Raw genomic sequence first — 26,656 nt, 5'->3', positions numbered from 1 at the left:
AACCTCCGCATGAATCTCAACGATAAGACGGCCGTCATCACGGGCGCGGCGAGCGGTATCGGGCAGGCGACCGCGGTTTCACTCGCACGGCGCGGCTGTCACGTTGCGCTCGTAGACATCAACGCCGACAAGCTCGACGAGACCGAGCGTATGATCGCGTCGAATCGCGTGCGCGTTAGTCAGCATCGTCTTGACGTCGCGGATCGCGATGCGGTGGCGGCGTTCCCTGCCGAGGTGCTCAAAGCGCATCCGGGCGTCGATGTGCTGATGAACAATGCGGGCGTCGCGCTTGGCGGTAGTTTCGAGCAGACGCGCGAAGAGGATTTCGACTGGCTATTCGAGATCAATTTCTCGGGCGTCGTACGGATGACGCGCGCGTTTATGCCGGAGCTGCGCAAAAGCAATGAGGCGCGGATCGTCAACGTGTCGAGCATCTACGGCATCATCGCGCCGCCGGGGCAGACGGCTTATTCGGCCGCGAAGTTCGCCGTGCGTGGATTTTCCAATGCGCTGCGCGAGGAACTTGCCGGCAGCACGATCGGCGTTTCGGTCGTGCATCCGGGCGGCATCGCGACGCAGATCGCCGAGCAAGCGCGAATGTCGGATTTGATTTCGGCCGAAGAAGCGGCGGTGCGCAAAGAGCGTGCGCGCAAGATGCTCAAGATGCCGCCCGCTGAGGCAGGCGAGATCATCGCGAAAGGTATCGAGCGTAACGCCGAGCGCATCCTGGTCGGCACCGACGCGAAGGTTCTGTCGCTGATCGAGCGACTGATGCCGGTGCGAAACTGGAAGCTGATCAACCGGCTGCTGTCGCGGTAGTTATCCGGCGTCCTGGCCCGCTTCATGCGGTGAGTTCGCTGATTTTCGCAAGAAAGTAAGACGTGGATGGCCCGGACAAGCCGGGCCATGACGAACGCTTATTGGATCCCGTCCCACAAAAAGAGAGAGGCCCTGAGGTCACCCTCAAGGCCTCCCGAACGGCTGCGGCGGTGCCGGGTATTCGCCGAAACCGTTGTCTCGTTGTCGGTCCGAAAAGCTATGCAGGTTTCGGGCCGACCAGCGGGGGCGCGAACCCCCGCCGTAATCGATTAGCTCGTGTAAGCGCGTTCGCCGTGATCCGTGAGGTCGAGGCCTTCGCGCTCGGCTTCCGGCGTTGCACGGAGACCGACCATGAGGTCGACGACCTTGAAGATGATCGCGGAGCCGATACCGCTCCACAGGATCGTCACGCCGACGGCCTTGAGCTGTGCGATGACCTGGGTCGACATCACGTATTCGGCGATCTTGCCGCCGGCTGCGTAATCGACGACGCCGGTGCCACCGAGCGACGGGCTGACCAGCACGCCGGTCAGGATCGCGCCGACGATGCCGCCGACACAGTGGACGCCGAAGACGTCGAGCGAGTCGTCGTAGCCGAATGCGTTCTTCACCGTGGTGCAGAAGAAGAAGCAGACTGCGCCGGCGACGAGGCCGAGGACGATCGAGCCCATCGGACCCGCAAAGCCGGAGGCCGGCGTTACAGCGACGAGACCGGCAACGGCACCCGAGAGAACGCCGAGCAGCGAGGGCTTACCCTTCGCGGCCCATTCGACGAACATCCAGGCGAGAGCCGCAGCAGCGGTTGCGACGAAGGTGTTGATCATCGCGACCAGTGCGCCACCCGCAGCTTCCAGGTTGGAGCCGGCGTTGAAGCCGAACCAGCCGACCCAGAGAAGGGCTGCGCCGACCATCGTGAGCGTGAGCGAGTGCGGCGAGAGCAGCTCTTTGCCGTAGCCGATACGCTTGCCGACGATGAGGGCGCCGATCAGACCGGCAAGACCCGCGTTGATGTGGACGACGGTGCCGCCTGCGAAGTCGAGAGCGCCGAACTGGAAGATCAATCCGGAGTCTGCGTTGACTTCGTCAAGCTTCGCCTGAGCGGCGGTCTTGGCAGCTTCGTCGGTCGCAGCAGCGAGAACCTTCGCGGCAGCGTCGATGGCGTCCGGGCCGGCCCAGTACCAAACCATGTGCGCGATCGGGAAGTACACGAAGGTCACCCAGAGCGGCACGAAGAGGACGACTGCCGCAAAGCGCATGCGCTCCGCGAAGGCGCCGACGATCAGCGCGGGCGTGATGCACGCGAAGGTCATCTGGAAGGCGAGGTAGACGTATTCCGGAATGGCGACGCCGACCGTGAAGGTCGCGGCTTTCGATTCCGGCGTGATGCCGGCCATGAACGCCTTGGAGAAGCCGCCGATCAGCGAAGAACCGCCCGTGAAGGCGAGGCTGTAACCGTAGATCACCCAGATCAGCGTGACGACGCAGACGCAGTAGAAAACGTGCATCAGCACCGAGAGCATGTTCTTGGCGCGCACGAGGCCGCCGTAGAACAGAGCCAGGCCCGGGATCGTCATGAGCAGAACGAGGACCGTTGCGACGATCATCCAGGCGGTATCGCCCTTGTTGACCGTCGGCTCTGCCGCCGCCTGTGCGAACGCTGGCGCCGCCGCCAGCAGGGATGCGGCCACGCCGGCAAGAATGCCGCCGCCCTTCCGCAGGTGAGAAAGCCTCGTCGACTTCATTTTCTAGGACTCCTGGTTGATTTCTGGCGGCTTGCCGTCGTTGAGCGGACGAAAGCCGGTAAGAGGTTTTCTTAGAGGGCGGCGCCGTCAGCCTCGCCGGTGCGGATACGCACGGCGTGCTCGAGCGGGAGGGTGAAGATCTTGCCGTCGCCGATCTGGCCGGTCTTGGCAGCACCCGTGATCGCTTCGATCACGCGGTCGACCTGCTCGGACGCGACAGCGACTTCGATCTTGATTTTGGGGAGGAAGCTCACGGCGTATTCGGCGCCACGGTAAATTTCCGTGTGTCCGCGCTGGCGGCCGTATCCCTTCACTTCGCTCACAGTCAATCCGTGCACGCCCAGTGAGGTGAGGGCATCGCGGACCTCGTCGAGCTTGAAGGGTTTAATAATCGCGACAACAAGTTTCATGTTCTTGTCCTGGCTACGCCGGTCGAGCCCGGCAGAAAGTGTGGCAGAGGTATGGCGGCCAAAGCCTTTTCAAGGCGCGTGCCAGTCGCGTGCGCGATGCAATAAGTTATTGATTTAACTTATAGTTATGGCTGGACGGATCGTTGCATCATCGCTCGCCGGGGTGCAGGTCGAATGAAGTTCGCCCATTTTGACGGCAATGACCGGAACGGCGCAGAAATATGCACATAATGTGTGCAAGTCACTGTTGAGTGACTCATTTACTTGCAACACCAATTGCTTGAAATATAGTCGATGTAGTCAGTATGACTATCTGGAGTTGTGGCATGGTCGACACGGTTGCGCGAACATCGGCATGGTCGATCGCGGACGCCAAGGCACGGCTGTCTGAAGTCGTCGACCGCGCGCAGTGCGCTCCGCAAATCATTACGCGGAACGGAAAGCCGAGCGCCGTACTGGTCTCGACAGCTGAATGGGAGCGAAAGACCAAACGGAAAGGCTCGTTGGCCGAGTTCTTCCTGAGCTCTCCGCTTCGTGAAACCGATCTCGATGTTGAGCGCGTCCGCGACGCGCCGCGCGACGTCAGCCTGTGAGCTGGCTGCTCGACACCAATGTCATCTCGGAAGTCCGCCGGCCGTCGCCCGAGCCGAAGGTGATCCGTTGGCTCAACGAGGTCGACGAGGATCGGGTCTACCTTAGCGTCGCGACAATCGCGGAACTTCGGCGCGGCATCGCTTTATTGGGCGATGGGCGTCGCCGCGAGAGCCTCGCGACGTGGCTGGACGAAGAACTGCCGGGACGGTTTGCAGACCGCGTGCTTTCCATCGACGGCCGGATTGCGAACCGGGGGGGGATCTCATGGCCGACAGCCGGCGGCGCGGTGTTGCGCTGTCGGTGATGGACGGATTCTTCGCCGCCACCGCACTCGAGCACGAATTGACGATGGTGACGCGCAACACGCGCGATTTCGCGCCGTTCGGCGTCGCGCTCCTCGATCCTTGGACTGCAACCGAAGAGCGCTGACGACTACGTGTGGATCTGCTCGCCGTGTTGGCGGAGATCGAGGCCGGCACGTTCTTCCTCGTCGGAGACGCGCAGCGGCACGATCAGCGCGACGATCTTGAGGATGATCAGCGTCGTGACGGCGGACCATGCGATCGTCGCGGCGACGCCGATCAGCTGCAGCCAGACCTGATGCGGGTTGCCCTCGATGAGACCGGCTGTGCCGGCGGCTTCCGGCGTGACGCTGAGCGCGGCCGTCGCGAAGACCCCGGCGAAGATCGTCCCGATAATGCCGCCAACGCCGTGGACGCCGAAGACGTCGAGCGAGTCGTCGTAGCGCAGGCGGTGCTTGAGCCACGTGCAGGCGTAGTAGCAAATGACGCCGGCCAGAGCGCCGATGACGACGCCGTGCCACGGCAACACGAAACCGGAGGCCGGCGTGATGGTGCCGAGACCCGCGATCGCGCCGGAGATCATGCCGAGAACGGACGGCTTGCCGCGTTGATACCATTCGAGCGCCATCCACACGGCAGCGCCGGTGCACGCCGCGAGATGCGTGACGACGATCGCCATCGTGGCGCGGCCGCCGGCGCCAAGTGCTGAGCCGCCGTTGAAGCCAAACCAGCCGACCCACAACAAGCCGGTGCCGATCACAGCCATCGAAAGATCGTAGGGCGCCATGTTGTCCTGGCCGTAGCCGCGGCGCACGCCGATGACGTAAGCGGCGACCAGCGCTGCCACGCCGGCGTTGATGTGGACGACGGTGCCGCCGGCAAAATCGATCACGCCCATCTGCTGCAGGAAGCCGCCGCCCCACACCCAATGCGCCTGCGGCACATACGTGATGAAGAACCACAGCACCGAGAACATCAGATAGGCCGAGAAGCGCATGCGATCGACGACAGCGCCGGAGACGAGCGCGACCGTGATGATCGCGAAAGTCCCTTGGTAGAGCATGAAAAGCGATTCCGGGATCGTCTTGGCGAGCGGGCTGATCGTTTCCATCTCGATGCCGCGCAGGAAGATGCGGTCGAGCGAGCCGATCCACGCGCCATCGCCCGTGAAGGCGAGGGAATAGCCGCCGATCGCCCAGAGCAACGTGACGAGGGCGACCGACACGAAGCTCATCGCCATCGTGTTGAGCACGTTCTTCTTGCGCACCATGCCGGTGTAGAAGAGAGCGAGGCCCGGGATCGTCATCATGAGGACGAAGGCGGTTGCGACGATCATCCATGCGGTGTCGCCGGCGTCGATCTTCGGCGGTGTCTGCGCGAATGCGCTCGTCGTCGCGGCGATCGATGCGAACGCCACGGCGATGCCGCGGCGCATGAATGCGCTCTTCTTCATTGGTAGCCCCCGGCGTTTCCCCAAACCTCCGCTCACGGCATTGCGTGAGCGGTCTTATACAGATCGCGGTTTTTTAGATCGCGTCGTCGTTCGTCTCGCCCGTGCGGATGCGCAGCGTGTGCTCGACCGGAATGACGAAGATCTTGCCATCGCCGATTTGACCCGTCTTCGCGGCTTTGGTGATGGTCTCGACGACGCGCTGCGCCAGATCGGACGCGACGACGACTTCGATCTTCACCTTCGGCAGGAAGCTCACGGCGTATTCGGCGCCACGATAGATTTCGGTGTGGCCCTTCTGGCGGCCATAGCCTTTGACCTCGCTCACGGTCAGACCGGAGACGCCGATCGCCTGCAGCGCATCGCGCACTTCTTCGAGCTTGAATGGTTTGACGACCGCAACGACCAACTTCATAGCTTCACCCCGCTCATGCCAGGGCGATGCCTCGTGCGCCTCAGTGAGACGAACGGCTGCGTCGAAGATCAGCCCCGGCAGACTTGATCCCGCAGCCGCAGTATCAAGCCGCGTGCCACTTGCTCGCGCAAGCAGCAAATGCTGCCCGCATCAGCATTTCGTTGATTTGGTTGAGATTTTCGCGCGGTTCGCGAGTGGCGGTTGTGGCGATTGCTTCTCTTGTAGGCAAAGAACGCCAATTAGCGCGGCAACTCGCTCATGAAATGATCAGAGCGACTCACCACGCTTCAGCCGAACCAGGCCTTCCTGCATCACCGATGCAACGAGGGTGCCATCACGGCGGAAGATCAATCCGCGCGAGAGTCCGCGCGAGCCGTTGAGGTTCGGCGCGTCCTGCGAATAGAGGAGCCATTCGTCGGCGCGGAAGGGGCGATGCAGCCAGAGAGCGTGGTCGAGACTCGCGCCTTGGAACTGCGGCTCGAACAACGTGCGCCCGTGCGGCACCAGCGCGGTGTCGAGCAGCGTCATGTCGGAGGCGTAAGCCAGAACGCATTGGTGGATCGCGGGATCGTCCGGCAGCGGCGCGACCGCTTTGATCCAGACGTTGAAGCGGCCTTCCGGGTCTTTCTTGCCGAAGTAACGGCCGAAATCCACCGGGCGCATTTCAATCGGGCGCTGGCGGTCGTAGTAGGCTTTCACGGGCTCCGGCATGCTTTCGCCGAAACGCTCGCGCACCTGTTGCTCGCTGATGAGGCTCTCGGGCTGCGGCACCTCCGGCATTTTGGCCTGGTGCGAGAGCATCTCCTCATCGTTGTGGAACGAGACCGACATTGAGAAGATCGGGCGGCCGTGCTGGATCGCCTTAACCTGCCGGGTCGTGAAGCTGCCGCCGTCGCGAATGCGCTCGACGTCATAGATGATCGGCACTTTCGGATCACCGCCGAGCAGGAAGTAGGCGTGCATCGAATGCGGATTACGTCCTTCGACCGTGCGCATCGCGGCGACAAGCGCCTGGCTGATGACGAGCCCGCCATAGACGCGCTGCCAGCCCGTTTGCGGCGAGTGGCCGCGGAAGAGGTTCACCTCGAGCTGTTCGAGGTCGAGTGTCTTCAGAAGATCCGCGACCGCGATCGAAAGCTTCTCGTCGGAGAATTTGTCCATCGATCAATCCGCGTCTGAAGAATACGGCGCTGGGATCGGTGCCGTGGGCAGCGGTCCGTGTGCGCGGCCGAAATCGGGTGCCGCCGAATCCTGACCGATCTGCAGAATGCCGCGGCGGATCGCGCGCGTGCGCGTAAAGTGATCGAACAGCGCTTCGCCGTCGCCGCGGCGGATCGCGCGCGTCAGCTGCGAGAGATCCTCCTGGAACTCGCCGAGCATCTCCAGCACCGCATTCTTGTTGGTGAGGAAGATGTCGCGCCACATGGTCGGGTCGGATGCCGCTATGCGAGTGAAATCGCGGAAGCCGCCGGCGGAGAATTTCAGCACTTCGGACTCGGTGACTTCGCCGAGTTCATTGGCTGTGCCGACGATCGTGTAGGCAATGAGATGCGGCAGATGGCTGGTGATCGCGAGTACCAAATCGTGATGACTTGCCGTCATGGTCTCGACGTTAGCGCCGAGTGCGGTCCAGAAATCGGCCAGCCTCTCGACGGCTTTCGCGTCGGCGTCTTCGGGCGGCGTGAGAATGCACCAACGATTGACGAAGAGTTCAGCGAAGCCAGCGTCCGGCCCTGAATTTTCTGTGCCGGCGACCGGGTGCGCCGGAACGAAATGCACGTGCGGCGGCAGGTGCGGCGCCATATCGTCGAGCACGGACTTTTTAACGGAGCCGACGTCCGACACAGTCGCGCCTTGCGCGAGATACGGCCCGATCTCGGCCGCGACCGGTCCACATGCGCCAACCGGGATTGAGACGATAACGAGATCAGCGCCTTCAACGGCGGCGATGTTGGTCTCGACGACTTGATCCGCGAAGCCGAGTTCCGCAACGCGGCGGCGCGTCTCCGGCGAGCGCGCTGTCGCAACGATCGACTTCACGGCGCCGCTCGCGCGCGCCGCTCGCGCGATCGAGCCGCCGATCAGTCCGGTGCCGATTAGCGCAAGCCGGTTGTAGATGGGCTTCTGTATGGTCACGCGGCGTTCGCTTTGCCGGCGAGAAATGCGCCGAGATGTTTGACGACCAAACGGTTCGCTTCCTCGGTGCCGACCGAGCAGCGCAGCGCGTTCGGCAAATGATAAGCAGCAACCTGGCGCGTGATGATGCCCTGCTTGGTCAGATACGCGTCGGCGTCCTTCGCGGTCTTGCCGGCTTGCTCCGAGAAGTGGATCAGCACGAAGTTGCCGACGCTCGGCGTGACCTTGAGTCCCAGCTTCGTCAGTTCGTCGGTGAGATACGCGAGCCACTTCTCGTTGTGTTCGATCGATTTCTGAACGTGCGCCGTGTCAGCGATCGCCGCGGCGCCGGCCGCGATGGCCGGTGCGCCGACGTTGAACGGGCCGCGGATGCGGTTGAGCGCGTCGACGATGTGCGCCGGACCGTACATCCAGCCGAGACGCAAAGCCGCGAGGCCGTAAATCTTCGAGAAGGTGCGGCACATCACGACATTCTCGCTCGTCGCGACGAGCTCGATGCCGGATTCGTAATCGTTGCGGCGAACATATTCGGCGTAAGCCGCGTCGAGCACGAGCAGCACGTTTTTCGGCAGCGCTGCGTGCAGACGCTTCACCTCGTCGAACGACACGTAAGTGCCGGTCGGGTTGTTGGGGTTGGCGAGGAAGACGACGCGCGTCTTCGGCGTGACGCATTTGAGGATCGCGTCGACGTCGGCTGTGAAATTCTTCTCTGCCGCAACGACGGGCGTGCCGCCGCTGCCGAGCGTGACGATCGGGTAGACTAGGAAGCCGTGCGTTGTGTGGATCGCCTCGTCGCCCGGTCCGATATAGCCGTGCGCAATGAGGTTCAGAAGTTCGTCCGAACCCGCGCCGCAAATGATGCGCGATGGGTCGAGACCGTAAGCCTTGCCGATGGCCTCGCGCAGCTTCGTCGACGACCCGTCCGGGTAATCCTGCAGATCGCTCGCGAGAGCGCGGTAAGCTTCGATGGCATGCGGGCTCGCGCCGAGCGGCGTCTCATTCGACGACAGCTTGAAAATCTTGTCGACGCCGGGGGCGCTCGACTTGCCGGGCACGTAGGCGTTGATCTTGAGCACGCCGGGACGCGGTTCGGGACGCGATGCGGTAGACATTTTCGACTCCTGAGAACCCGGCGCTCTCAAGCGCGGGCATCGACCGTATAGCGGGTCGCGTGGCTGCCGACGAGAGTGTGCGAGCGCACCGTGACGCCGGCTTTCTTGAGCGCCGAAGCGACGTGCTCGAAATCGCCCGCGACCGAAACGAGCAGGGCGGCGCCATCAAGTGTCTTGTCCGGCACGGCTACAACCTCGGCGAGCGGGCCGAGCGCACCGCCGGTGGCTGCCGTCCAGCCGGAGACGCGGACGCTCCAGACCGTCACGTCCCGCACGATCGCGTCCTCGGCCGGATGCGAGATCGCGAAGACCGGCAGGCCGGCCGGATGGTCGGCGCGTTCGACGAAGGGGAGGCGCGCGATGATCTTCGGCGCGTCGGCGGCCTCAAGCATCTGCCACCACGCACCGGACGCGCTGGTAGCCGGGACGAGGCCGATATCGCCTTTCGACGCGTTGACGGCCGCGACGGCGCCCGCCGCGCCGATATGCGTCACCAATGGCGCCGTGAAACCGAAGTGGAAGCGGGCGGAATCGCGCATTGCGGCGTCGCCCGGCGTCATGTCGGCATGCACCGAGAAGGGCGCCTGTACGAAGGTGAAGGTCGAAATGATGGTCCGCCAAATGCTCTCGGCGGTGTCGAGCGGGAGAATGCCTTTATGGCGCTCGACGAGGCGGCGCATCATGTCGGCCTCACGGGCCGGCCGGAACGCCGAGCCGCTCTCTTGCGTGTTCTTGACCTTGATCAAGGTGTCGATGATGTCGCCGCGCTCCATCAACAGGCGGTGCATGGCCTCGTCGATCCGATCGATCTCGCGGCGCAGGTCACTGAGGGCGGGCGGCTTTTTGGTCATGACATACTCGATGCTGCGCCCCTGATTAGGGGCAGCGGCCGGCAAAATCAAACGGTTCTAAATTACCGTCGGTGCGGACGATGGCGGCTGGTTCTGCTTGACGATTTGGCCGGTCGGCTCTACGTAATATGTCACTTCGTGGTCATTTGAGCCGGCCGGCTTGCAGCCACGTTAAACAACTCGCTAAACAGGCCGGGGTTAAGTTCAAACCCGGCGCTGACGTTGCCGGGTTTTTTGTTGCCCGCATCGCAAGCGCCTAGACATGTTGCGTGAGCCGATGCCGATCAAGATTCCGGACGATCTTCCTGCCCGCCAGACCCTCGCGTCCGAGGGCGTGATGGTGATGAGCGAGGCGCATGCGGTGCGGCAGGATATCCGCCCGATGCGGATCGGCCTGCTCAATCTCATGCCGAACAAGATCAAGACCGAGACGCAGATTGCGCGGCTTCTCGGCTCGACGCCGCTGCAGGTCGAGCTGACGCTCGTGAAGATGACGCATCACGTCGCGCGCAATACGCCGAGCGATCACATCATCTCGTTCTATCGCGACTTCCAGGATCTGCGCTCGGAGAAGTTCGACGGCTTCATCGTGACGGGTGCGCCTGTCGAGACGATACCGTTCGAAGACGTCACGTATTGGGACGAGCTGTGCCAAGTGTTCGACTGGACGCAGACGAACGTGCATTCGAGCTTCAATATCTGCTGGGGCGCGCAGGCGGCCGTGCATCATTTCCACGGCATGCCGAAGTATCTGCTCCCGGGCAAAGCGTTCGGCGTCTATCGCCATCGAAATCTCGCGCCGGCCTCGCATTATCTGCGCGGCTTCTCGGACGACTTCTCGATCCCGGTGTCGCGCTGGACCGAAGTGCGCCGCACGGACATTCCGTCCGGCAGCGGGCTGAAGGTTCTGATGGAGTCGGACGAAGCCGGTTTGTGCCTGCTCGACGATCCGAAGCATCGGTCGCTGCAAATGTTCAATCACATCGAATACGACACGACGTCGCTGGCCGACGAATATTTCCGCGATGTCGCGGGCGGCAAGGAGATCGCACTGCCGGCGAACTATTTTCCGAAGGACGACCCGACGCGCCCGCCGGAAAACCGCTGGCGCAGCCATGCCCATCTGCTGTTCGGCAACTGGATCAACGAACTCTATCAGACGACGCCGTTCGACATCGAGCAGATCGGCCGGATGCCTGCCGTCGAGGGCAAGGACGCGGCTTAAGCGCAACTTTAAGGACGCAACGGCGTTTCTCTCTTCAGGGAGAAACGCGTGGCCCCCACGTCCGAAATCGTCGAAACGGATATTCCGGCGCGGCTCGATCGCTTGCCGTGGGGGCGCTTTCATACGCTCGTCGTCGTCGCGCTTGGGATCACATGGATCCTCGATGGACTTGAAGTCACGCTCGCCGGCACTGTCGCGGGTGCGCTGAAGCAGAGCAAAGTTCTGCAATTTTCCAACACCGATGTCGGTATCGCGGGCGCGGCGTATCTCTCCGGCGCCGTGATCGGTGCGCTTTACTTCGGCTGGCTGACGGACCGGCTCGGGCGCAAGAAACTCTTCTTCATCACGCTTGCGGTTTATCTCGTTGCGACAGCCGCCACAGCGTTCACCTGGAATCTCTGGACGTTCGCGCTCTGCCGGTTTTTCACGGGCGCCGGCATCGGCGGCGAGTATGCGGCGATCAATTCGACGATTCAGGAGCTCATCCCGGCGCGCGTGCGGGGGTGGACCGATCTCGCGATCAACGGCAGCTTCTGGATCGGCGCGGCTATCGGTGCATTCGGCGCGATCTACCTGCTCGATCCCGTGCACATCGATCCCGAGTACGGTTGGCGCGCGGCATTTCTGATCGGCGCGATGCTGGCTTTGGTGATTTTCCTGATGCGGCTTTGGCTACCGGAAAGTCCGCGCTGGTTGATGACGCACGGGCGCGTTGCGGAAGCGGAAGCGATCGTTCGCGACATCGAGGATAAGTTTCGCGCGCAGGGTCATGTCGTGCCGGACACGCCTGCGCCGCGCATCAAAATCCGCGCGCGGCATTCGACACCGTTCGACGAAATCTTCGCCGCGATGACGGGGCCGCTGCGCGTGCGCGCGCTGGTCGGTTTGTCGTTGATGACCGCGCAAGCGTTTTTCTACAACGCGATCTTCTTCACATACGCGCTGGTGCTGACCGACTTTTACAAGGTGCCGTCGCAGAATATCGGCTGGTACATTCTGCCGTTCGCGCTCGGCAATTTCCTTGGCCCACTGATCCTCGGCCGCCTGTTCGATACGCTCGGCCGCCGCATCATGATCGCGTTCACGTATGCGACGTCCGGAATTCTGCTTGCGATTGTTGGGTGGATGTTCTCGCAAGGCATGCTGACGGCGCAGACGCAGACGATCGCCTGGACGGTGATCTTCTTCTTCGCCTCGGCTGCCGCGAGCTCCGCTTACCTCACGGTGAGCGAGACGTTTCCGCTCGAACTGCGCGCGCTCGCGATTGCGATCTTCTATGCGATCGGCACCGGCATCGGCGGCGTTGCGGGGCCGCTGGTCTTCGGTGCGTTGATCGAGACCGGCTCGCGCATGACCGTGTTCGGCGGCTACCTGTTCGGCGCGACCCTGATGCTGACCGCAGCCGCGATCGCGTGGCGATGGACGATCGCGGCTGAGCGGCGGTCGTTGGAAGATGTGTCGCGGCCGCTGTCGGCCGTCGATTGATCAGCTGGGCTCCAAGCTCGGATTCGCCTGGCTCGCCAGAGTCTCGGCAAGGATCAGAAGCGATCGCTTGACGTCGGGATCCTGGATCGCCGCGAAAGCGCGCTGCAGGCGCAACGAATTCGCAGTCGAGAGCAGCTCCTGCACCTGCATGGCCTCGGCCGACGAATGCGCGCTTTCCGGAAAGAAGAAGGCCACCGGCACCGAGAGCGCTTTCGCGATCTCGTCGAGGCGCGAGGACGAAATGCGGTTGGCGCCCTTCTCGTATTTCTGAATTTGCTGGAAGGTCAGGCCGAGAATTTCTGCGAGCTTGCCTTGCGACATGCTCAGTTCGAGCCGCCGCATTCGGACGCGATGCCCGACATTCACGTCGGTCGCATTCGGTTGCCGCGCTTCGTTACTCATACTCTTGCTCCCCATTCGCGAGGTTCATTGGACTCCGTACCAAAACCAACGAACCCTTCGAAAAGATTCAGGAGAGGCGGGCCAGTATAGCGGTCGTCAAAATCGTTCGGATGAATGAACTCACCGCGAAGCCAAGGATATCGTTTCGGACCGCAGCGATCGGCAATCCACTCGATGGTGTGGCGGACGCGCGCGACACGGCTTGCACTCGGGTGATGAACGAGCCAGATGCCGAGCTTCAAACGCATGTCGAGATCGAGCGGGACGACACGCGCCCCGCAAGCCCTCGCGTAGGTCGGGAGCCAGCCAACGCCAGCTCCCTTCGCAATCGTCCACGCGTAAGCGGCCGAGGTGTTCGTACGCATAGCGACGAAACCCACCTGTTCTTTTCCAGGAAAGAGGTGCTCGTAAAAGCTTTTTCCTTCGCCTCGAGCGGCAAAAAGAAACACCGTTTTGTGATCCGGCTCAAGCTCCTCGTCACTGCGCGCGAGGCTGTGCCGCAGTGAGGCAGGATGGCGCGGCAAAGTGCACTGCGGGTAGGCGAATGGCGGTCGCGCGCTCAGCACTGATAGGATTTGTAGTTTCTGTCCCGCAGCGTCGGCTACGCCTCTTCAGGCCCCTGCAAGGCTCAAAATCCGAGCGTCATCTACGAACACAAAAAAACCCGGCCAGAGGCCGGGCTTTTTTGTGTTGGTTGCGGGGACAGGATTTGAACCTGTGACCTTCAGGTTATGAGCCTGACGAGCTACCGGGCTGCTCCACCCCGCGCCAAATCCAACATTGCTTGAAGGATGCGCGCTTGTAGAAGGCGCGAAACCGAAAGGCAACCCCTTCGTGACGCTTATTTGTCGGCGCGAGGATGCTCGCAATAGCTAAGCATTCTGCGGCTTTTTTCAAGACGTTACGCAGGCGGACAGATTCGGCGGAGAGCGCATCATCGGCCTCGTTGCGGCCGCGCGCGACCACTGTGGCCGAAATGGCGCGCACCGAGCGCAGGAGACCCGTGTCATCGCTGTGTCATACGAAATCCATCCGCGTGTCACGCGTCGAGTGTTTTGGTCCGCCCATTAATTAAACAATTTTTCTACAGGCGATTTATGCGAACAAGTCATGCGTTATCAGGCGTCTCTCTTATTGCGTTGCTGTTGTCCGGCACTCCGGCGCTTGCCCAGAACACGACAATTGCGGACGTCAACGTTCTCAATCTGCTGTCGCCGTTCCTCAATCTCAACGCGGCCGCCGTCGGCCAATCGACCCTCGCCGCTAACCTGAACAACGCCGTTGCGGTGAACAATTTCGCGGGAGCTCATCCGGGCGTCGCGGCCGTCGCCATCAGCGACAAGACGATCTTCGGGGGCCCTTCGACGGCGATCACCCTGATCAATGGGACGTCCGCTTCGTATGGCCCAGGCGCAAATCTCGCAGGCCCCATGCGGGCGCAGGCGATTCAGAACGCCACGACGACTTCCGGCACGACCATTCCCGGCACGATCAGCGCCGTCCAGCCGATTGGTGGTCTTGGTCAGTTGGGTCCGGCGTTCCTGGACGCCGTTAAGCCGAATGGCGCAACCGCCCCGAATGTCGTCAGTTTTCTGACCAACGCGTACAACTTCATCTCCACCGATCTTGGCGTTGCCAAGAACTACTTCGCGAACGGGACGACCAACGGAACCTTAACGGCAGTCGCGCCGAACGGCGTCACATTGCCAACTGTCAACGGCTATCCGAACAAAACGACTAGCGTCTACGATACTGCTTATGGCGTTTCGAATACCGGTCCAGATCAAAACGTTTACGGGAACTCACGGCCCGTGCAGGTCGTTCCCGCTCGTATCAATGGCTTCGATCCGAGCGCGCTGACGGGCCTTAATTCCAATCCATCATTCCCGAGCGGCCATACGACTTACGGCTACGTCGATTCAATCCTCATCGGGATGATGGCGCCGCAGTTCTATCAATCGATGGTGCTGCGTGGTTCGGAATACGGATACAGCCGAAACGGCCTTGGCGTTCACTACCCGCTCGACATCATCGCGAGCCGCGCGTTGTCTTCGTACGATCTTTCTAAGCTGCTGAACGCGACGGACCCGGCCTATCTGCAGACCAATGCGGCGACGGGAGCGGCGCCGCAAAATCTGAACACACAATTCCAGGCTGCTGCGGCGCAGCTGACGGCAACATTGAAGACGGCCGCGGCTGCAACCTCTTGCGGCACCGTCGCGAACTGCGCTGCGACCAATCCGTACAATCAGTATTCGGCGGATACGTATCGGAACGCGCCGTCCGTCACCAATCCCGGCACGACGACCGAATCGACCAACAGCGCGATCTTCCAAGCGCGCTTGACCTACGGGTTGCCGACGCTTTCGTTCAACGATGCTCCGCGCGAATCTGCTCCGGCCAGCACGGGTGATGCGTCGATCCTTCTGGCGACGCTCTACGGCGGCAGCACGCCCGCCGCAAAGGCGCTCGCCGGCAGTGTCGGTGGTCCACTCTACGGTGATCTCTCGACCGGCACGATCAACCAAATCATCGTCAACACCGAGACGAATGCGATCGCGGCCTTCTACGGCACCACGCTGAGCTACTGGACGCGTATCAATTTGTATGACGCGGCCGGATACTTCCGGAATGTCACCGGCACGATTGCGCTCGATTCTAACGATAAGCTGTGGACCAACGTCACGGTTGCGAATACGGGCGTGCTCGCGGGTGCGGGCTCGATCGCCGGCAACGTAACGATTGCGGATGGCGGCGCACTCGCGCCCGGCGCAGCGGGTGCTCCGGCCACGACGAAGATTGCGGGCAACCTGACGTTCCAGTCGGGCGCGCAATACGGCGTCGAAGTGAACTCCACGACGGCGTCCGCGACGAACGTTACGGGCAGCGCGAAACTCGATGGATCCGCCAAGGTCACATCGGCGACGAACGACTATAAGTTCAAGCAGGCCTACACGATTCTGTCGGCAGGCAATGTGAACGGCACGTTCAACTCGCTGGCGACGCCGGTCGGCATCGTCGGCGCGCTGTCGTATTCGGCGCACGATGTTCAGCTCACGCTGACGTCTGGATTGGGCCAGATCGGCGGCCTTAGCGCCAATCAGCGCGCCGTCGGTGCGGGCATTGACCGGGCGTTCAATGCTGGAAATGCCTCCAGCGCAGGCGGTTTCAACACCATCTTTAACGGCGATGTCGCGAAGAATCTTTTGCAAGCTTCGGGTGAAGTGGCGACCGGATCGCACGCGACGACCGTCGATGCGATGGGGCAGTTCATCGGCGTCATGACGGATCGCGCCATCGCGGGACGCGCCGACGAAACATCGTCGCCTGTGTTATCGTATGCGGAGGGATCTCGCGCCAGCAAGGCGGCCGAGATCTACAACAAGGCGCCGCTGCGTTCTCCGAACATCGACCCGCAATGGAGTGTGTGGGTTGCGGGCTTCGGCGGCTCGCGATCGACGGATGGCAGCATCGGCCAAGGCAGCAGCTCGAACAGCGGCAGCATTTACGGCACGGCGATCGGCGCCGATTATTTGATCGGTCCGAATACAATCGCGGGCTTCGCGCTGGCGGGCGGCGGCACCAATTTCTCCGTTGCCAACAGCGGCACTGGTCGGTCAGACTTGTTCCAAGCTGGCGCCTATGTGCTGCATAAGGAAGGCCAGGCTTACGTTTCGGCGGCGCTTGCCTACGGTTGGCAAGACATCACGACCGATCGCACGGTCGCGATTTCGGGTGCCGATCGTCTGAGCGCAAACTTCGACGCGAATGCATTCTCGGGACGCATCGAGAGCGGCTATCGCGTTGCGTCGCCGTTCGCCGGCATCGGGATCACGCCTTATGCGGCGGCTCAGTTCACGACGTTCTCGGTGTCGGGCTACGCGGAACAGGGGGCGTCTTCGTTCGCGCTCAGCTATGGCAACCAGAACGCAACCGACAGTCGGACGGAGCTTGGCTTGCGGACCGACAAATCGTTCCTCGTGCAGAATGGTTTGCTGACGTTGCGCACCCGGTTCGCCTGGGCGCATGACTTCAACCCCAATCGCTCCGTTGCAGCGACGTTCGTGACCCTGCCGGGTGCAGGCTTCACGGTCGGCGGTGCGGCGCAAGCGTCCGACTCGGCACTTGCCTCGGCGGCGATCGAACTCAAGTTCAACAACGGCTGGTCGGCCGGCGCGACGTTCGACGGCGAGTTCTCTAACGTCAGCTCGCGGTATGCCGGCAAGGGCGTCGTTCGCTACTCGTGGTGATCTGAACACCTAAGCGAACGCCAAAGTGTTACGGCGGCGCATCCGTTGATCGGATGTCGCCGCCGTTCCCCTCGACGCCTTAACTTTGAGAATTACGCGGGCTTTGCTTCCGCGGCCGGTGCATTAACCGGCGCCTTCTTCAAGCGGAACATCTTCGGCCGCTCGAACAGGAAAGTGACGCGTATCTTGCGCGCGAGCCACAAGAAGATCAGCGGATAGACGATGCCCTGAAGGGTCACTTGGACCGAAGCCCAACCGGGGTCCGTGATAATGCCCTGTTTGATGATGATCGCGCGGCTCGCTGCCATCGGCAGGAAGAAGGCGAGATAGATCACCAGTGAATTCTGGCCAATATACTGGATCGGGTTCACGAACTTGATGCGCGCGAGCAGCGCCGACACCGTTACGATAGCGGTTGCGCCGATGAGGCCGAGGGCGAGGCTGATGAACGGCAGTTCCGACCAGCCCATTGCGACGAACGCGTAGTTGACGAAGCCCCAGACGACGAGGCCGGCGAGTGCCAAGACCGGGCGCGCCTGAACGTGCTCGGCGTAGGTGAAGATCTGCGTCGCGGCGACATAGCCGACGTAGAAGTAGACGAAGCGCGAGGCGAATTCGTCGATGACGACCGAGCCGGTCTCGATCGGAAGAATCTCGAGCGTCGCGGCCGAAAGGAAAACCAGCAGCGGCGAGACTTTGTAGCTGCGCGCCAGCTTCGTGACGACGAAGAAGATCGGCAGCAGATAGATGAACCACAGCGTGCCGAACGGCTGCACGAAAGCGAGAAGATACTGGCCGGCGATTTCCGCAGGCGTTGCGGTGGCCGACATGCCGTAGGCCTTCACGGCAAACTGAATCGTGACCCAGAGGACGTAGAAGTAGGCGAAGTGAACGACCTTGCTGTCGAGGTAGCTGCGCCAATCGCGGTCGATGACGCGCGCGAGGAAAAGTCCCGAGATTAAAAAGAAGTCCGGCATCCGGAACGGCTTTGCGAACTCGACGACGTGATGCATGAAGCCTTGCTGGCCCATCGCGGCTTCAAGGCCCAGCGTGGAATGCATCATGACGACGAAGATGATGCAGATGCCCTTGGCGTAATCGACCCATTCGAGGCGACCGGCGGCCGGCGTGGGGAAGGGGAACAAGAACCTCAGAATTTTCCGCATCATCGGCCTCTCCGCACCTGTCTCATTGTGAGACATCGATCGGTGTCTTCAGGCGATGAACCGCAATCGATATGCCAGCGCCTACGATCGTAGCGGGAACTATAGGCGCCGATCTCAGCGACGGGTGAGTTTGGTTAACTCTTGGTTAACGCCAGTCGCGACTAACCGAGGTCGAGGACGTCGCGCACGCGCGCCGCGAGGTCCGAATACGTGAAGGGCTTGGTGATGAGTTCGACGCCCGGATCGAGCCTGCCGTGGTGGACAATGGCGTTTCGGGCGTAGCCGGTGGTGAAAAGCACCTTCATGTTCGGCCTTAAGGCTTGCGCCTTCTTGGCAAGCGTCGCCCCTGTCATGCCTCCCGGCAGGACGACGTCGGTGAAGAGCAGATGAACCTCCCCGGTTTGCCGTTCGAGCAGAGATAACGCGGCGCGTGCATCGTGTGCCTCCAGCACGCGATAGCCGAGCTCTCGTAGCGTTTCGACCGAGTATGTGCGGACGTCGTCGTCGTCCTCGCAGACGAGGATCGTCTCTTCTTTGCTTCCTTCTGGGACAATCTCCTTGCGCTCGACTTCTTCCGTCGAGGCACTGCCGATTTGACGCGGCAGATAGAGGCGCACGGTCGTGCCGGAGTTCGGCTCCGAGTAGATCTTCACGTGGCCGCCGGACTGCTTGATGAAGCCGTAGACCATCGAGAGGCCGAGGCCGGTGCCCTTGCCGACTTCCTTGGTGGTAAAAAATGGTTCGAAGACGCGCGTCAACGTGTCGGCGTTCATACCGCAGCCGGTGTCCGAGACGCAGATCGACGTGTATTGGCCTGGAATGACTTCGGCATTCGCCGCCGCGTAATCGCGATCGAGATGTACGTTGCTGGTCTCGATCGTGAGCTTGCCGCCATCCGGCATCGCGTCGCGCGCGTTGACGGCGAGATTGATCATCGCGATCTCAAGCTGGTTCGGATCGACCTCGATCTGCCAAAGGCGCGGCGAGAGCACGGTCTCGATCTCGACCGTTTCGCCGAGCGTGCGATGCAGAAGTTCGGACATCTCGCTGATGAGCTTGTTCGGCTCGACCGACTTAGGCGCCAGTGGTTGACGCCGCGAGAATGCAAGAAGACGCTGCGTCAGCGTGGTCGCGCGCTTAGCCCCCGTCATCGCGTTTTCGGCGGCGCGCCGCAAGCGGCTCGCGTCTTGCGGCAAATTGCGCGCGAGCGTTTCGAGGTTGCCCGTAATGATCTGCAGCAGGTTGTTGAAGTCGTGCGCGATGCCGCCGGTTAACTGACCGACGGTTTCCATCTTCTGCGCCTGCCGCAGGGCTTCTTCGGCTTGTTCGCGTTCCGCAATTGCCGAGGCGATGCGGCTTTCAAGAGTGTCGTTGAGTTCCTTGAGATTGGTCTCAGCAGCCTGCAGATCGCGGATCAGCGTTTCGCGCGCTCGCGTTGCGACGACGCGCTCGGTCACATCGACGCCCTCGACGAATATGCCGCTGGTTGTGCCGTCCGTTCGCTTGATCGGCTGATACACAAAATTGAGGATGCGCTCGCGGGGCTCCGACCCTGCACCGCCATGCAACATCACGGGCACTTCATTGCCGACATACGGCTCGCCGGTTTGGAACACGCGATCGAGCAGTTCTCCCAAGCCCTGCGTCTCAATTTCCGGCAGCGCGGCGCGAACGGGTTTGCCGACGATCTCGCGATCGCCGATCAGACTTTTGTAGGACGCGTTGGCAAATTCGAAGATGTGTTCGGGACCGGTGAGGAGCGCCATGAAGCTTGGCGCTTGATCGAACATTTGCGAGAGGCGCTCGCGGTCAGTGGCGAGCTTGCGTTGCGCTTCGACGCGCTCGGTGGTTTCGCTGACGATGCAGAGGATGCCGGCAATGCCGGTCTCGCTCTCGGGGATCGCCGAATAGGAGATGTCGAAGTAGACCTGTTCGCCGTAACCATGGCGCTCGATGTAAAACGGGCGGTCCTTGGCGACGTATGTCTTGCCGGTTTCGCGTACGCCTCGTAGCAGCGGCTCGAGATCGTCCCAGAGTTCAGCCCAAAATTCACGGGCAGGGCGGCCGAGGGCAGCTGGGTGTTTCGCTCCGATCGATGGCGCATAAGCGTCGTTGTAAAGCGCGACGTATTCGGGTCCCCAGAAGAGGACGATCTGCGCTTCGGCGCGCAGAACCCAATTCATGGTGTGAACGAGGACGCCCGGCCACTTCTCCGGCGCGCCCAATGGAGACACGCTCCAGTCCGTCTGACCGATCACGCCACCAATTCCGCCTGTGGCGAGGAAAGGGGGAAGAGAATGCTGCGCCGACACCATCGAACTCAAGTTTCTTAATTGATTTGCCTCGCGAAAATTTCCACGAGGCATGGGAGAATCCGGAAACGCCGGTGCGCGGCTCCTGGTTCCGTCGGTTAGCGTACTAAGCGGTTTTGGCGACCGGCATGTCGCCGTAGCGAATGCGAAGGTCCCGTTTGAGGATTTTGCCGCTCGGATTTTTCGGCAATGTGTCGGTGAAGATCACCCGCTTTGGGACCTTGAAGTGCGCCATGCGAGAACGGCAGTGCTCGATGACTTGCGCTTCGGACAGCTTGGCGCCGTTCTTGACGACGACGATCGCCGTGATCGCCTCGATCCAGTAGGGGTCTGGGAGGCCGACGACCGCGACTTCCGAGACGCCGTCGAGCGTATAGACCATCTCCTCGACCTCCCGGCTTGCGACATTCTCGCCGCCGGTCTTGATCATGTCCTTCTTGCGGTCGACGACCGAGACGTTGCCGTCCTCATCGACTGTCGCAAGGTCACCGGAGTGGAACCAGCCGCCCGCGAAAGCCGCAGCTGTTTTTTCAGGATCGTTGAAATAGCCGACCATGAGCTGCGGCGAGCGATGAACGATCTCGCCGATCTCGCCGGGCGCGACATCGCTCATGTCGTCATCGACGACGCGGGTCTCGACGTTGATGACCGGCTTGCCGGCGGAGCCCGGCTTGGAGAGCTGCTCGTCCGGTCCGAGCATCGTCGCGAGCGGCGCGATCTCGGTTTGCCCGTAGAGATTCCATAGGCGCACATTCGGCAGGCGGCGCGACATCTCGCGCATCACCTCGACTGGCATGATCGATGCGCCGTAGTAGCCTTTGCGCAGCGCCGAGAGGTCAGTGGTGTCGAAGAGCGGCGAGCGCATCAGCGCGATCCACACCGACGGCGGCGCGAAGAAGGCCGTGATCTTGTGCTTCGCAAGCAGGGGCAGGATCACTTCGGGCTTCGGCTGGCCCGTGATGACATTCGACATGCCGATATAGATCGCGGGTCCGAGGAAGGTGTCGAGCTGCGCGCAGTGATACATCGGCAGCGCGTGCAACATCGAGTCGCGCGGCGAAAGTTCTTCCTCGATCACGCAGGAGACGTATTCCCAGAGGATCGCCTCGTGCGTGAGCATGGCGCCTTTCGGCAGCGACTCAGTGCCACTCGTGTAGACGATCTGCGCCAGCATGCGGTTGTCGAGTTCGACATCCGGCGGTGCCGTGTTGTCGCTGAGGAGTTGGTCGAAGGTTTTGAGATCCGTCGGCGGAGTAGAAGGCTCTTCGCCGTTGAGCCAGAAGAATTTCTCGACGGCTGTATCGCGTTTCGCGGCGTCACGACCGAGGTCGACGAAGTCAGGCCCGACGGCCAACGCCTTAGCGCCGGATGAGCGCAGGATGAATGCGATCTCATCCGCGTTGAGCATGAAGTTGATCGGAACCAGCACTGCGCCGAGCCGGGCAAGCGCAAAACGGATCGCCGCGAAGGCGTGCGAATTGCGCGACAACACGGCGACGCGGTCGCCGAGCGCAATGCCTTCGGCCGCGAGGCCGTGCGCCAGGCGGTTCGAAATGCGGTCGAACTCAGCGTAAGTCCACGATACGTCGCCGCACAGAATGCCGAGTTTGTTCGGGTAGCGCCGCGCGGTGCGACGGAGAATATCGCCAATCGTGTGCTGAAAAATCGTACGCGAGAGTTCCACGGCTTTCCTCGTCTCCACGGCGTCTTCGGCGCGCCGGCGGGCGGCACGATAGCGAGGGGAATGGGAACGGGAAAGTGTTGCCGCAAGCTCCATCCCTCCCCGGGTCCCGTAGGGACCCATGCGGGGAGGGTGGTCGGCGTAGCCGACCGGGTGGGGATGCTTTTCAAGCGAAGAAGCCGCTGCCCCCACCCCCGCGCAATGCGCGGACCCTCCCCCGTTGGGGGAGGGATGGGGTATGACGCAGCTACGGTGGATCGCTAAACGTCGACGCTGGCGAGCAGGGCGTTGTCCTGGATGAAGTCGCGGCGCGGCTCGACAACGTCGCCCATCAGCTTGGTGAAGATGTCATCGGCCTCGTCGACCTCTTTGACCTTCACCTGCAGCAGCGAGCGCGCGTTGGTGTCGAGCGTCGTCTCCCACAGCTGCTCGGCATTCATCTCGCCGAGGCCTTTGTAGCGCTGCAGCGAGATGCCCTTGCGGCCGACCGCGGTGACGGCTTCGAACAAGCTGATCGGACCGAAGATCGGGGTTTCCTCGCCCTTGCGCTTGAGCATAGCGGCGCGCCCGAAGACGGCCTGCAACGAGGCCGAATGTTCGTCGAGCTTGCGTGCCTCGGCCGAGCCGAATAATGCAGCGTCGAGGCTCGCAACTTCCTTAACGCCGCGCACCATGCGGGAGAAGTGGAAGCCGTTATCGAATTTGCCTTCCCAGCCGCGCTCGGTCTCGTCCGAGATCGTGTCGAGACGGCGCGCGATGTAAGCGGCGGCTTCGTTGGCACGTTCCGGGTCCTGATAGATCGCCGGGTTGAGAACGCCCGCGATGGTCGCCTGCTCGACGACTGCGCGGTCATAGCGCGTATGCAGACCGCCGAGTACGACGCGGATGATGCGTGCTTCGTCGACGATCTCGCGGAGATCGGGGCCGGCGCGATCCTCGCCGGTGCCGAGACGCAGCACGGATTCATCAAGGCCGCTGTTGATTAGATAGTCCTCGAGCGCGCGCTCGTCCTTTAGGTACTGCTCGGATTTGCCGCGCGAAACTTTGTAGAGCGGCGGCTGCGCGATGTAGAGGAAGCCGCGATCGATCAATTCGCGCATCTGGCGATAGAAGAACGTCAGCAACAGCGTCCGGATGTGCGATCCGTCGACGTCGGCGTCCGTCATGATGATGATTTTGTGGTAACGCGCCTTGTCGGCGTTGAACTCTTCCGAGATGCCGGTGCCGAGCGCCGTGATCAGCGTGCCGATCTGCTCGGACGACAGCATCTTGTCGATGCGCGCGCGCTCCACGTTGAGGATTTTGCCGCGCAACGGGAGGATCGCCTGGAAGGCGCGGTTGCGGCCTTGCTTGGCGGATCCGCCGGCCGAGTCACCCTCGACGATGAAGATTTCGGATTTTGCCGGATCGCGTTCCTGGCAATCGGCGAGCTTGCCGGGCAACGACGCGATATCAAGCGCACCCTTACGCCGCGTCAGTTCGCGCGCTTTGCGGGCCGCTTCGCGCGCCGCGGCGGCTTCGACCACCTTACCGACAATAGTGCGTGCTTCGCCCGGATGTTCTTCGAACCACGCCGCGAGCGTTTCGTTGACGACGTTCTCGACGACGGGACGCACTTCGGAAGAGACGAGTTTGTCCTTCGTCTGTGATGAGAATTTCGGGTCCGGCACTTTCACGGACAGCACGGCCGTCAAACCTTCGCGGCAGTCATCGCCCGTGAGCGCGACTTTTTCTTTTTTCGACACGCCGCCGGATTCCGCATAGCCGGTGACCTGCCGCGTCAGCGCGCCGCGGAAGCCCGCGAGATGCGTGCCGCCATCACGTTGCGGGATGTTGTTGGTGAAGCAAAGCACGTTCTCGTGGTAGCCGTCGTTCCACCACAGCGCGACCTCCACGCCGATGCCGTCGCGCTCATGCCGCAGCACGATCGGTGCGCCGATGAGGCCCGTCTTGTTGCGGTCGAGATACTTGACGAACTCTTCGACGCCGCCGTCGTAGCGAAGCTCTTCGCGCTTCTCGACCGCGTGACGCGTATCGGTCAGCACGATGCGGACGCCGGAGTTTAGGAACGCGAGTTCGCGCAAACGATGCTCGAGTGTGCCGAAATCGAACTCCGTCATCGTGAAGGTTTCGGTCGACGGCAGGAACGTCACCTCGGTGCCGCGTTTGCCTTCGCTATCGCCGACCATCGCAAGCGGCGCAATCGAGTCGCCGTGGCGGAATTCCATGAAGTGCTCTTTGCCGTCGCGCCATATGCGCAGCTTGAGCGAAACCGAAAGCGCGTTGACGACCGAAACGCCGACACCGTGCAGGCCGCCGGAGACTTTGTAGGCGTTGCCTTCCGACGCCGTGTTGTTGAATTTTCCACCGGCGTGCAGCTGCGTCATGATGACTTCGGCAGCCGAGATGCCTTCTTCCGTGTGGATGCCGGTCGGGATGCCGCGGCCATTGTCGCGCACCGTGACCGAGCCGTCCGGGTTCAGCGTGACGTTGATCTCGCTAGCGTGGCCTGCGAGTGCCTCGTCGATCGCGTTATCGACGACCTCGTAGACCATGTGATGTAGGCCCGACCCGTCGTCGGTATCGCCGATATACATACCGGGACGCTTGCGCACCGCATCCAAGCCCTTGAGGACCTTAATGGAATCGGCATCGTAATCGGACTGGGGAAGAGGATCTGGGGCGGACATTCTGGCTCGCGAATCGGTCTCGCGCGGGGCGCGAAATCAGTACTTCTTTTGACACGAAAAGAGAGCCCGGAGAAGGGCTCTCTTGGATGTCCTAACATATTGTCGCGTAAGCAAAATTTTAAGGCCCGCGGCAGCTTGAAATTGCCGTGCCGGCGCAAGCCAAATTTCTCGCCTATTCGGCGGCTTCTGAGCGGTTCATTGACCGGGTCATTGGTCCGGCATTGGCCGTGCTTTCGGTATCATTGGCCGGCGTCAGTTTGTGTCGTTCGTCGACTTCGTATTGCGCCGGCGGGCGTGCGTAGCCCGTCAGGGCGCCAGCCCAGATTTCGACGCGTTGCACGTCCTTGTGCAGCCTATCGATCGCTTCGTTCAGCCGGTCCGCAAAGGGGTTGTCGGCCTTCAGGTCCCCAGACATCGTATCGCTCCTCAGTGCGTGTGAAATGTGCTGCTTGCTTCCTTTCCATCGCCCTATGGAGACAAAGCATACGAGACGCCGAGGAGTTCCGCGCGAAACGGACGGACGGCAAAGATTCAAGAAAATCGGTAACTTAGGGTTGTTTTTGGCGGTTGTGACCGGTCAGTCGCCGCATCTCGGGTCAGTATCCGCGTTTGCGATCAACCGCATGCTGCAAGGGCTTACCTTGCTCCAGCCGCCCGATTTCCCCGATCACGTTGGAGGCCAGATCGCGCGGCGAGAGGTCACCGGCGTTGTGCGGCGTGAGGATGGCGCCCGGATGCGCCCACAGCGGACTGTCGGCCGGCAGCGGCTCGACCGGGAAGACGTCGAGCGAGACGCCGGCGAGAATCTTCTGATCGAGCGCCGTGACGATGTCGGCATCGACCTGCAGCTTGCCGCGGCCCGCGTTGACGACATAAGCCCCGCCGAGCGCGCCGTCGCGCTTGAGCTGGCGGAAGAGATCGAGGCTGAGGATGCCTTCCGTCTCCGGCGTCGCCGGCAGCAGCACGACGAGGATTTCGGTGCGGGCGAGGAAGGCCGGCAGCGCGTCCATGCCGGCAAAAACTTCGATACCGGGCAGCTTCTTGGCCGTGCGGCTCCAGCCGGCAACGCGGAAGCCGAGCCGCGCGAGCACTTCGGCCGCATCGGCGCCGATTTCGCCGACCCCCATCACGCCGACCGAAACGTCGGAGGCGGCCGGCTGGTCATGCCCCTTCCAGATGCGCTTGGTCTGCTGCGTCATATAGAGCGGCTGACGGCGGTGGTGCAGCAGGACGTGCAGCGTCACCCACTCGGTCATCCGCATCGTCAGATCCGGATGCACGGCGCGGCCGATCGGGACATCCGGCAGGTTTGGGTCCGCCATCAGCTGATCGACCCCGGCGCCGAGATTGAACACCGCCTTGAGATTCGGGAAATCCTTCAGCAGGCCGTGCGGCGCTTTCCATGCGGCGACATAGGCGATCTCGGCCGGGTCGCCGATCTCATCCGGCCATTGGCGTATGTCGCGCTGCGGCGCAGCCTCGCGGAAACGATCGTACCAAGCTTGGGCGCTGGTGCCGGTGACGGCGACAAGAAGTGCAGACATGAAATCGTCTCTACACGAAAGCCGCGCGAGGTTGCACCCCCGCGCGAAATCCCCTTCTGGGCGAGAGCTC

The 26,656-nt window shown here is 62.1% G+C and carries 21 protein-coding genes, 1 tRNA gene, 1 pseudogene and 1 riboswitch; of the genes and pseudogenes, 6 read left to right on the top strand and 17 right to left on the bottom strand.

Annotated elements, in window-relative coordinates; genetic code table 11:
- Positions 1-9 precede the first annotated feature (9 nt).
- The gene (locus GJW30_RS03645) at positions 10-819 is read left to right on the top strand and encodes an SDR family NAD(P)-dependent oxidoreductase (RefSeq protein ID WP_096351754.1); all 810 of its coding nucleotides are present in this window, start codon (positions 10-12) and stop codon (positions 817-819) included.
- Between the two features lie 269 nt (positions 820-1,088).
- Here the strand turns inward: GJW30_RS03645 and GJW30_RS03640 are convergent, their stop codons facing one another.
- Together GJW30_RS03640 and GJW30_RS03635 are read right to left on the bottom strand one after the other, a co-directional pair.
- A complete protein-coding gene (locus GJW30_RS03640) occupies positions 1,089-2,561 on the bottom strand; it encodes an ammonium transporter (RefSeq protein ID WP_096351751.1) in 1,473 nt (490 codons plus the stop codon).
- A 71-nt stretch (positions 2,562-2,632) separates the two neighbouring features.
- A complete protein-coding gene (locus GJW30_RS03635; protein ID WP_096351748.1) occupies positions 2,633-2,971 on the bottom strand; it encodes a P-II family nitrogen regulator in 339 nt (112 codons plus the stop codon).
- Between the two features lie 326 nt (positions 2,972-3,297).
- Between GJW30_RS03635 and GJW30_RS03630 the strand changes: the two genes are divergently transcribed.
- On the top strand, positions 3,298-3,564 hold the full coding sequence (locus GJW30_RS03630; protein WP_096351745.1) for a type II toxin-antitoxin system Phd/YefM family antitoxin: 267 nt from the start codon (positions 3,298-3,300) through the stop codon (positions 3,562-3,564).
- Positions 3,561-3,994: pseudogene (locus GJW30_RS03625) on the top strand (PIN domain-containing protein). The gene GJW30_RS03630 and the pseudogene GJW30_RS03625 overlap by 4 nt, the downstream one beginning before the upstream one ends.
- A 3-nt stretch (positions 3,995-3,997) precedes the next feature.
- Here GJW30_RS03625 and GJW30_RS03620 read toward each other — a convergent pair.
- The 6 genes from GJW30_RS03620 to GJW30_RS03595 all read right to left on the bottom strand — a co-directional run bounded on the left by GJW30_RS03620 (position 3,998) and on the right by GJW30_RS03595 (position 9,831).
- Entirely contained in the window at positions 3,998-5,320 is a 1,323-nt protein-coding gene (locus GJW30_RS03620; RefSeq protein ID WP_096351742.1) for an ammonium transporter, read from the bottom strand.
- 73 nt (positions 5,321-5,393) lie between these two features.
- The gene (locus GJW30_RS03615; protein WP_096351739.1) at positions 5,394-5,732 is read right to left on the bottom strand and encodes a P-II family nitrogen regulator; all 339 of its coding nucleotides are present in this window, start codon (positions 5,730-5,732) and stop codon (positions 5,394-5,396) included.
- Between the two features lie 267 nt (positions 5,733-5,999).
- Complete coding sequence (gene tesB / locus GJW30_RS03610; RefSeq protein WP_096351737.1) at positions 6,000-6,893, bottom strand: acyl-CoA thioesterase II; 894 nt, start codon at positions 6,891-6,893, stop codon at positions 6,000-6,002.
- Positions 6,894-6,896: 3 nt separating this feature from the next.
- Positions 6,897-7,850: a prephenate/arogenate dehydrogenase family protein gene (locus GJW30_RS03605; RefSeq protein ID WP_096358637.1), complete on the bottom strand. Its 954-nt coding sequence runs from the start codon at positions 7,848-7,850 to the stop codon at positions 6,897-6,899.
- A 14-nt stretch (positions 7,851-7,864) separates the two neighbouring features.
- Positions 7,865-8,980 (bottom strand): histidinol-phosphate transaminase, encoded by a 1,116-nt coding sequence (gene hisC / locus GJW30_RS03600; protein ID WP_096351735.1) that lies wholly within the window; start codon positions 8,978-8,980, stop codon positions 7,865-7,867.
- Positions 8,981-9,006: 26 nt separating this feature from the next.
- Positions 9,007-9,831, bottom strand: a complete 825-nt coding sequence (locus GJW30_RS03595; protein ID WP_096351732.1) for a chorismate mutase — start codon at positions 9,829-9,831, stop codon at positions 9,007-9,009.
- A 128-nt stretch (positions 9,832-9,959) separates the two neighbouring features.
- Positions 9,960-10,039, top strand: a riboswitch (SAM riboswitch).
- A gap of 69 nt (positions 10,040-10,108) precedes the next feature.
- Here GJW30_RS03595 and metA point away from each other — a divergent pair.
- Both metA and GJW30_RS03585 read left to right on the top strand, forming a co-directional pair.
- Positions 10,109-11,056 carry a homoserine O-acetyltransferase MetA gene (gene metA / locus GJW30_RS03590; protein ID WP_096358636.1) on the top strand — a complete coding sequence of 316 codons (948 nt, stop codon included), beginning with the start codon at positions 10,109-10,111 and terminating at the stop codon, positions 11,054-11,056.
- A 48-nt stretch (positions 11,057-11,104) separates the two neighbouring features.
- Complete coding sequence (locus tag GJW30_RS03585; protein WP_096351729.1) at positions 11,105-12,541, top strand: MFS transporter; 1,437 nt, start codon at positions 11,105-11,107, stop codon at positions 12,539-12,541.
- Here GJW30_RS03585 and GJW30_RS03580 read toward each other — a convergent pair whose 3' ends face one another.
- From GJW30_RS03580 to GJW30_RS03570, 3 genes are all read right to left on the bottom strand, one after another.
- Positions 12,542-12,943 carry a helix-turn-helix domain-containing protein gene (locus GJW30_RS03580; protein ID WP_096351727.1) on the bottom strand — a complete coding sequence of 134 codons (402 nt, stop codon included), beginning with the start codon at positions 12,941-12,943 and terminating at the stop codon, positions 12,542-12,544. It abuts the gene before it with no gap.
- The gene (locus GJW30_RS23175) at positions 12,940-13,392 is read right to left on the bottom strand and encodes a LysR substrate-binding domain-containing protein (protein ID WP_430727089.1); all 453 of its coding nucleotides are present in this window, start codon (positions 13,390-13,392) and stop codon (positions 12,940-12,942) included. The genes GJW30_RS03580 and GJW30_RS23175 overlap by 4 nt, the downstream gene beginning before the upstream one ends.
- Before the next feature lie 242 nt (positions 13,393-13,634).
- Positions 13,635-13,711: transfer RNA gene (locus GJW30_RS03570), tRNA-Met, on the bottom strand.
- A gap of 329 nt (positions 13,712-14,040) precedes the next feature.
- Here GJW30_RS03570 and GJW30_RS03565 point away from each other — a divergent pair.
- Positions 14,041-17,193, top strand: a complete 3,153-nt coding sequence (locus tag GJW30_RS03565; protein ID WP_096351721.1) for an autotransporter family protein — start codon at positions 14,041-14,043, stop codon at positions 17,191-17,193.
- Positions 17,194-17,285: 92 nt separating this feature from the next.
- Here the strand turns inward: GJW30_RS03565 and GJW30_RS03560 are convergent, their stop codons facing one another.
- The 6 genes from GJW30_RS03560 to GJW30_RS03535 all read right to left on the bottom strand — a co-directional run bounded on the left by GJW30_RS03560 (position 17,286) and on the right by GJW30_RS03535 (position 26,586).
- The gene (locus tag GJW30_RS03560; protein ID WP_245408644.1) at positions 17,286-18,362 is read right to left on the bottom strand and encodes an acyltransferase family protein; all 1,077 of its coding nucleotides are present in this window, start codon (positions 18,360-18,362) and stop codon (positions 17,286-17,288) included.
- A 158-nt stretch (positions 18,363-18,520) separates the two neighbouring features.
- Positions 18,521-20,725 (bottom strand): ATP-binding protein, encoded by a 2,205-nt coding sequence (locus tag GJW30_RS22885; RefSeq protein WP_197703765.1) that lies wholly within the window; start codon positions 20,723-20,725, stop codon positions 18,521-18,523.
- A 52-nt stretch (positions 20,726-20,777) separates the two neighbouring features.
- Complete coding sequence (locus tag GJW30_RS03550; protein WP_245408643.1) at positions 20,778-22,355, bottom strand: acyl-CoA synthetase; 1,578 nt, start codon at positions 22,353-22,355, stop codon at positions 20,778-20,780.
- A gap of 257 nt (positions 22,356-22,612) precedes the next feature.
- Positions 22,613-25,042 carry a DNA topoisomerase (ATP-hydrolyzing) subunit B gene (gene gyrB / locus GJW30_RS03545; RefSeq protein WP_096351709.1) on the bottom strand — a complete coding sequence of 810 codons (2,430 nt, stop codon included), beginning with the start codon at positions 25,040-25,042 and terminating at the stop codon, positions 22,613-22,615.
- A 172-nt stretch (positions 25,043-25,214) separates the two neighbouring features.
- Positions 25,215-25,457 carry a hypothetical protein gene (locus tag GJW30_RS03540; protein ID WP_096351706.1) on the bottom strand — a complete coding sequence of 81 codons (243 nt, stop codon included), beginning with the start codon at positions 25,455-25,457 and terminating at the stop codon, positions 25,215-25,217.
- Between the two features lie 181 nt (positions 25,458-25,638).
- Positions 25,639-26,586 (bottom strand): 2-hydroxyacid dehydrogenase, encoded by a 948-nt coding sequence (locus GJW30_RS03535; RefSeq protein ID WP_096351703.1) that lies wholly within the window; start codon positions 26,584-26,586, stop codon positions 25,639-25,641.
- Positions 26,587-26,656 lie beyond the last annotated feature (70 nt).

Source organism: Variibacter gotjawalensis (assembly GCF_002355335.1).
Classification (GTDB): Bacteria; Pseudomonadota; Alphaproteobacteria; order Rhizobiales; family Xanthobacteraceae; genus Variibacter; species Variibacter gotjawalensis.
This window is presented reverse-complemented; position numbering and strand designations above follow the sequence as displayed.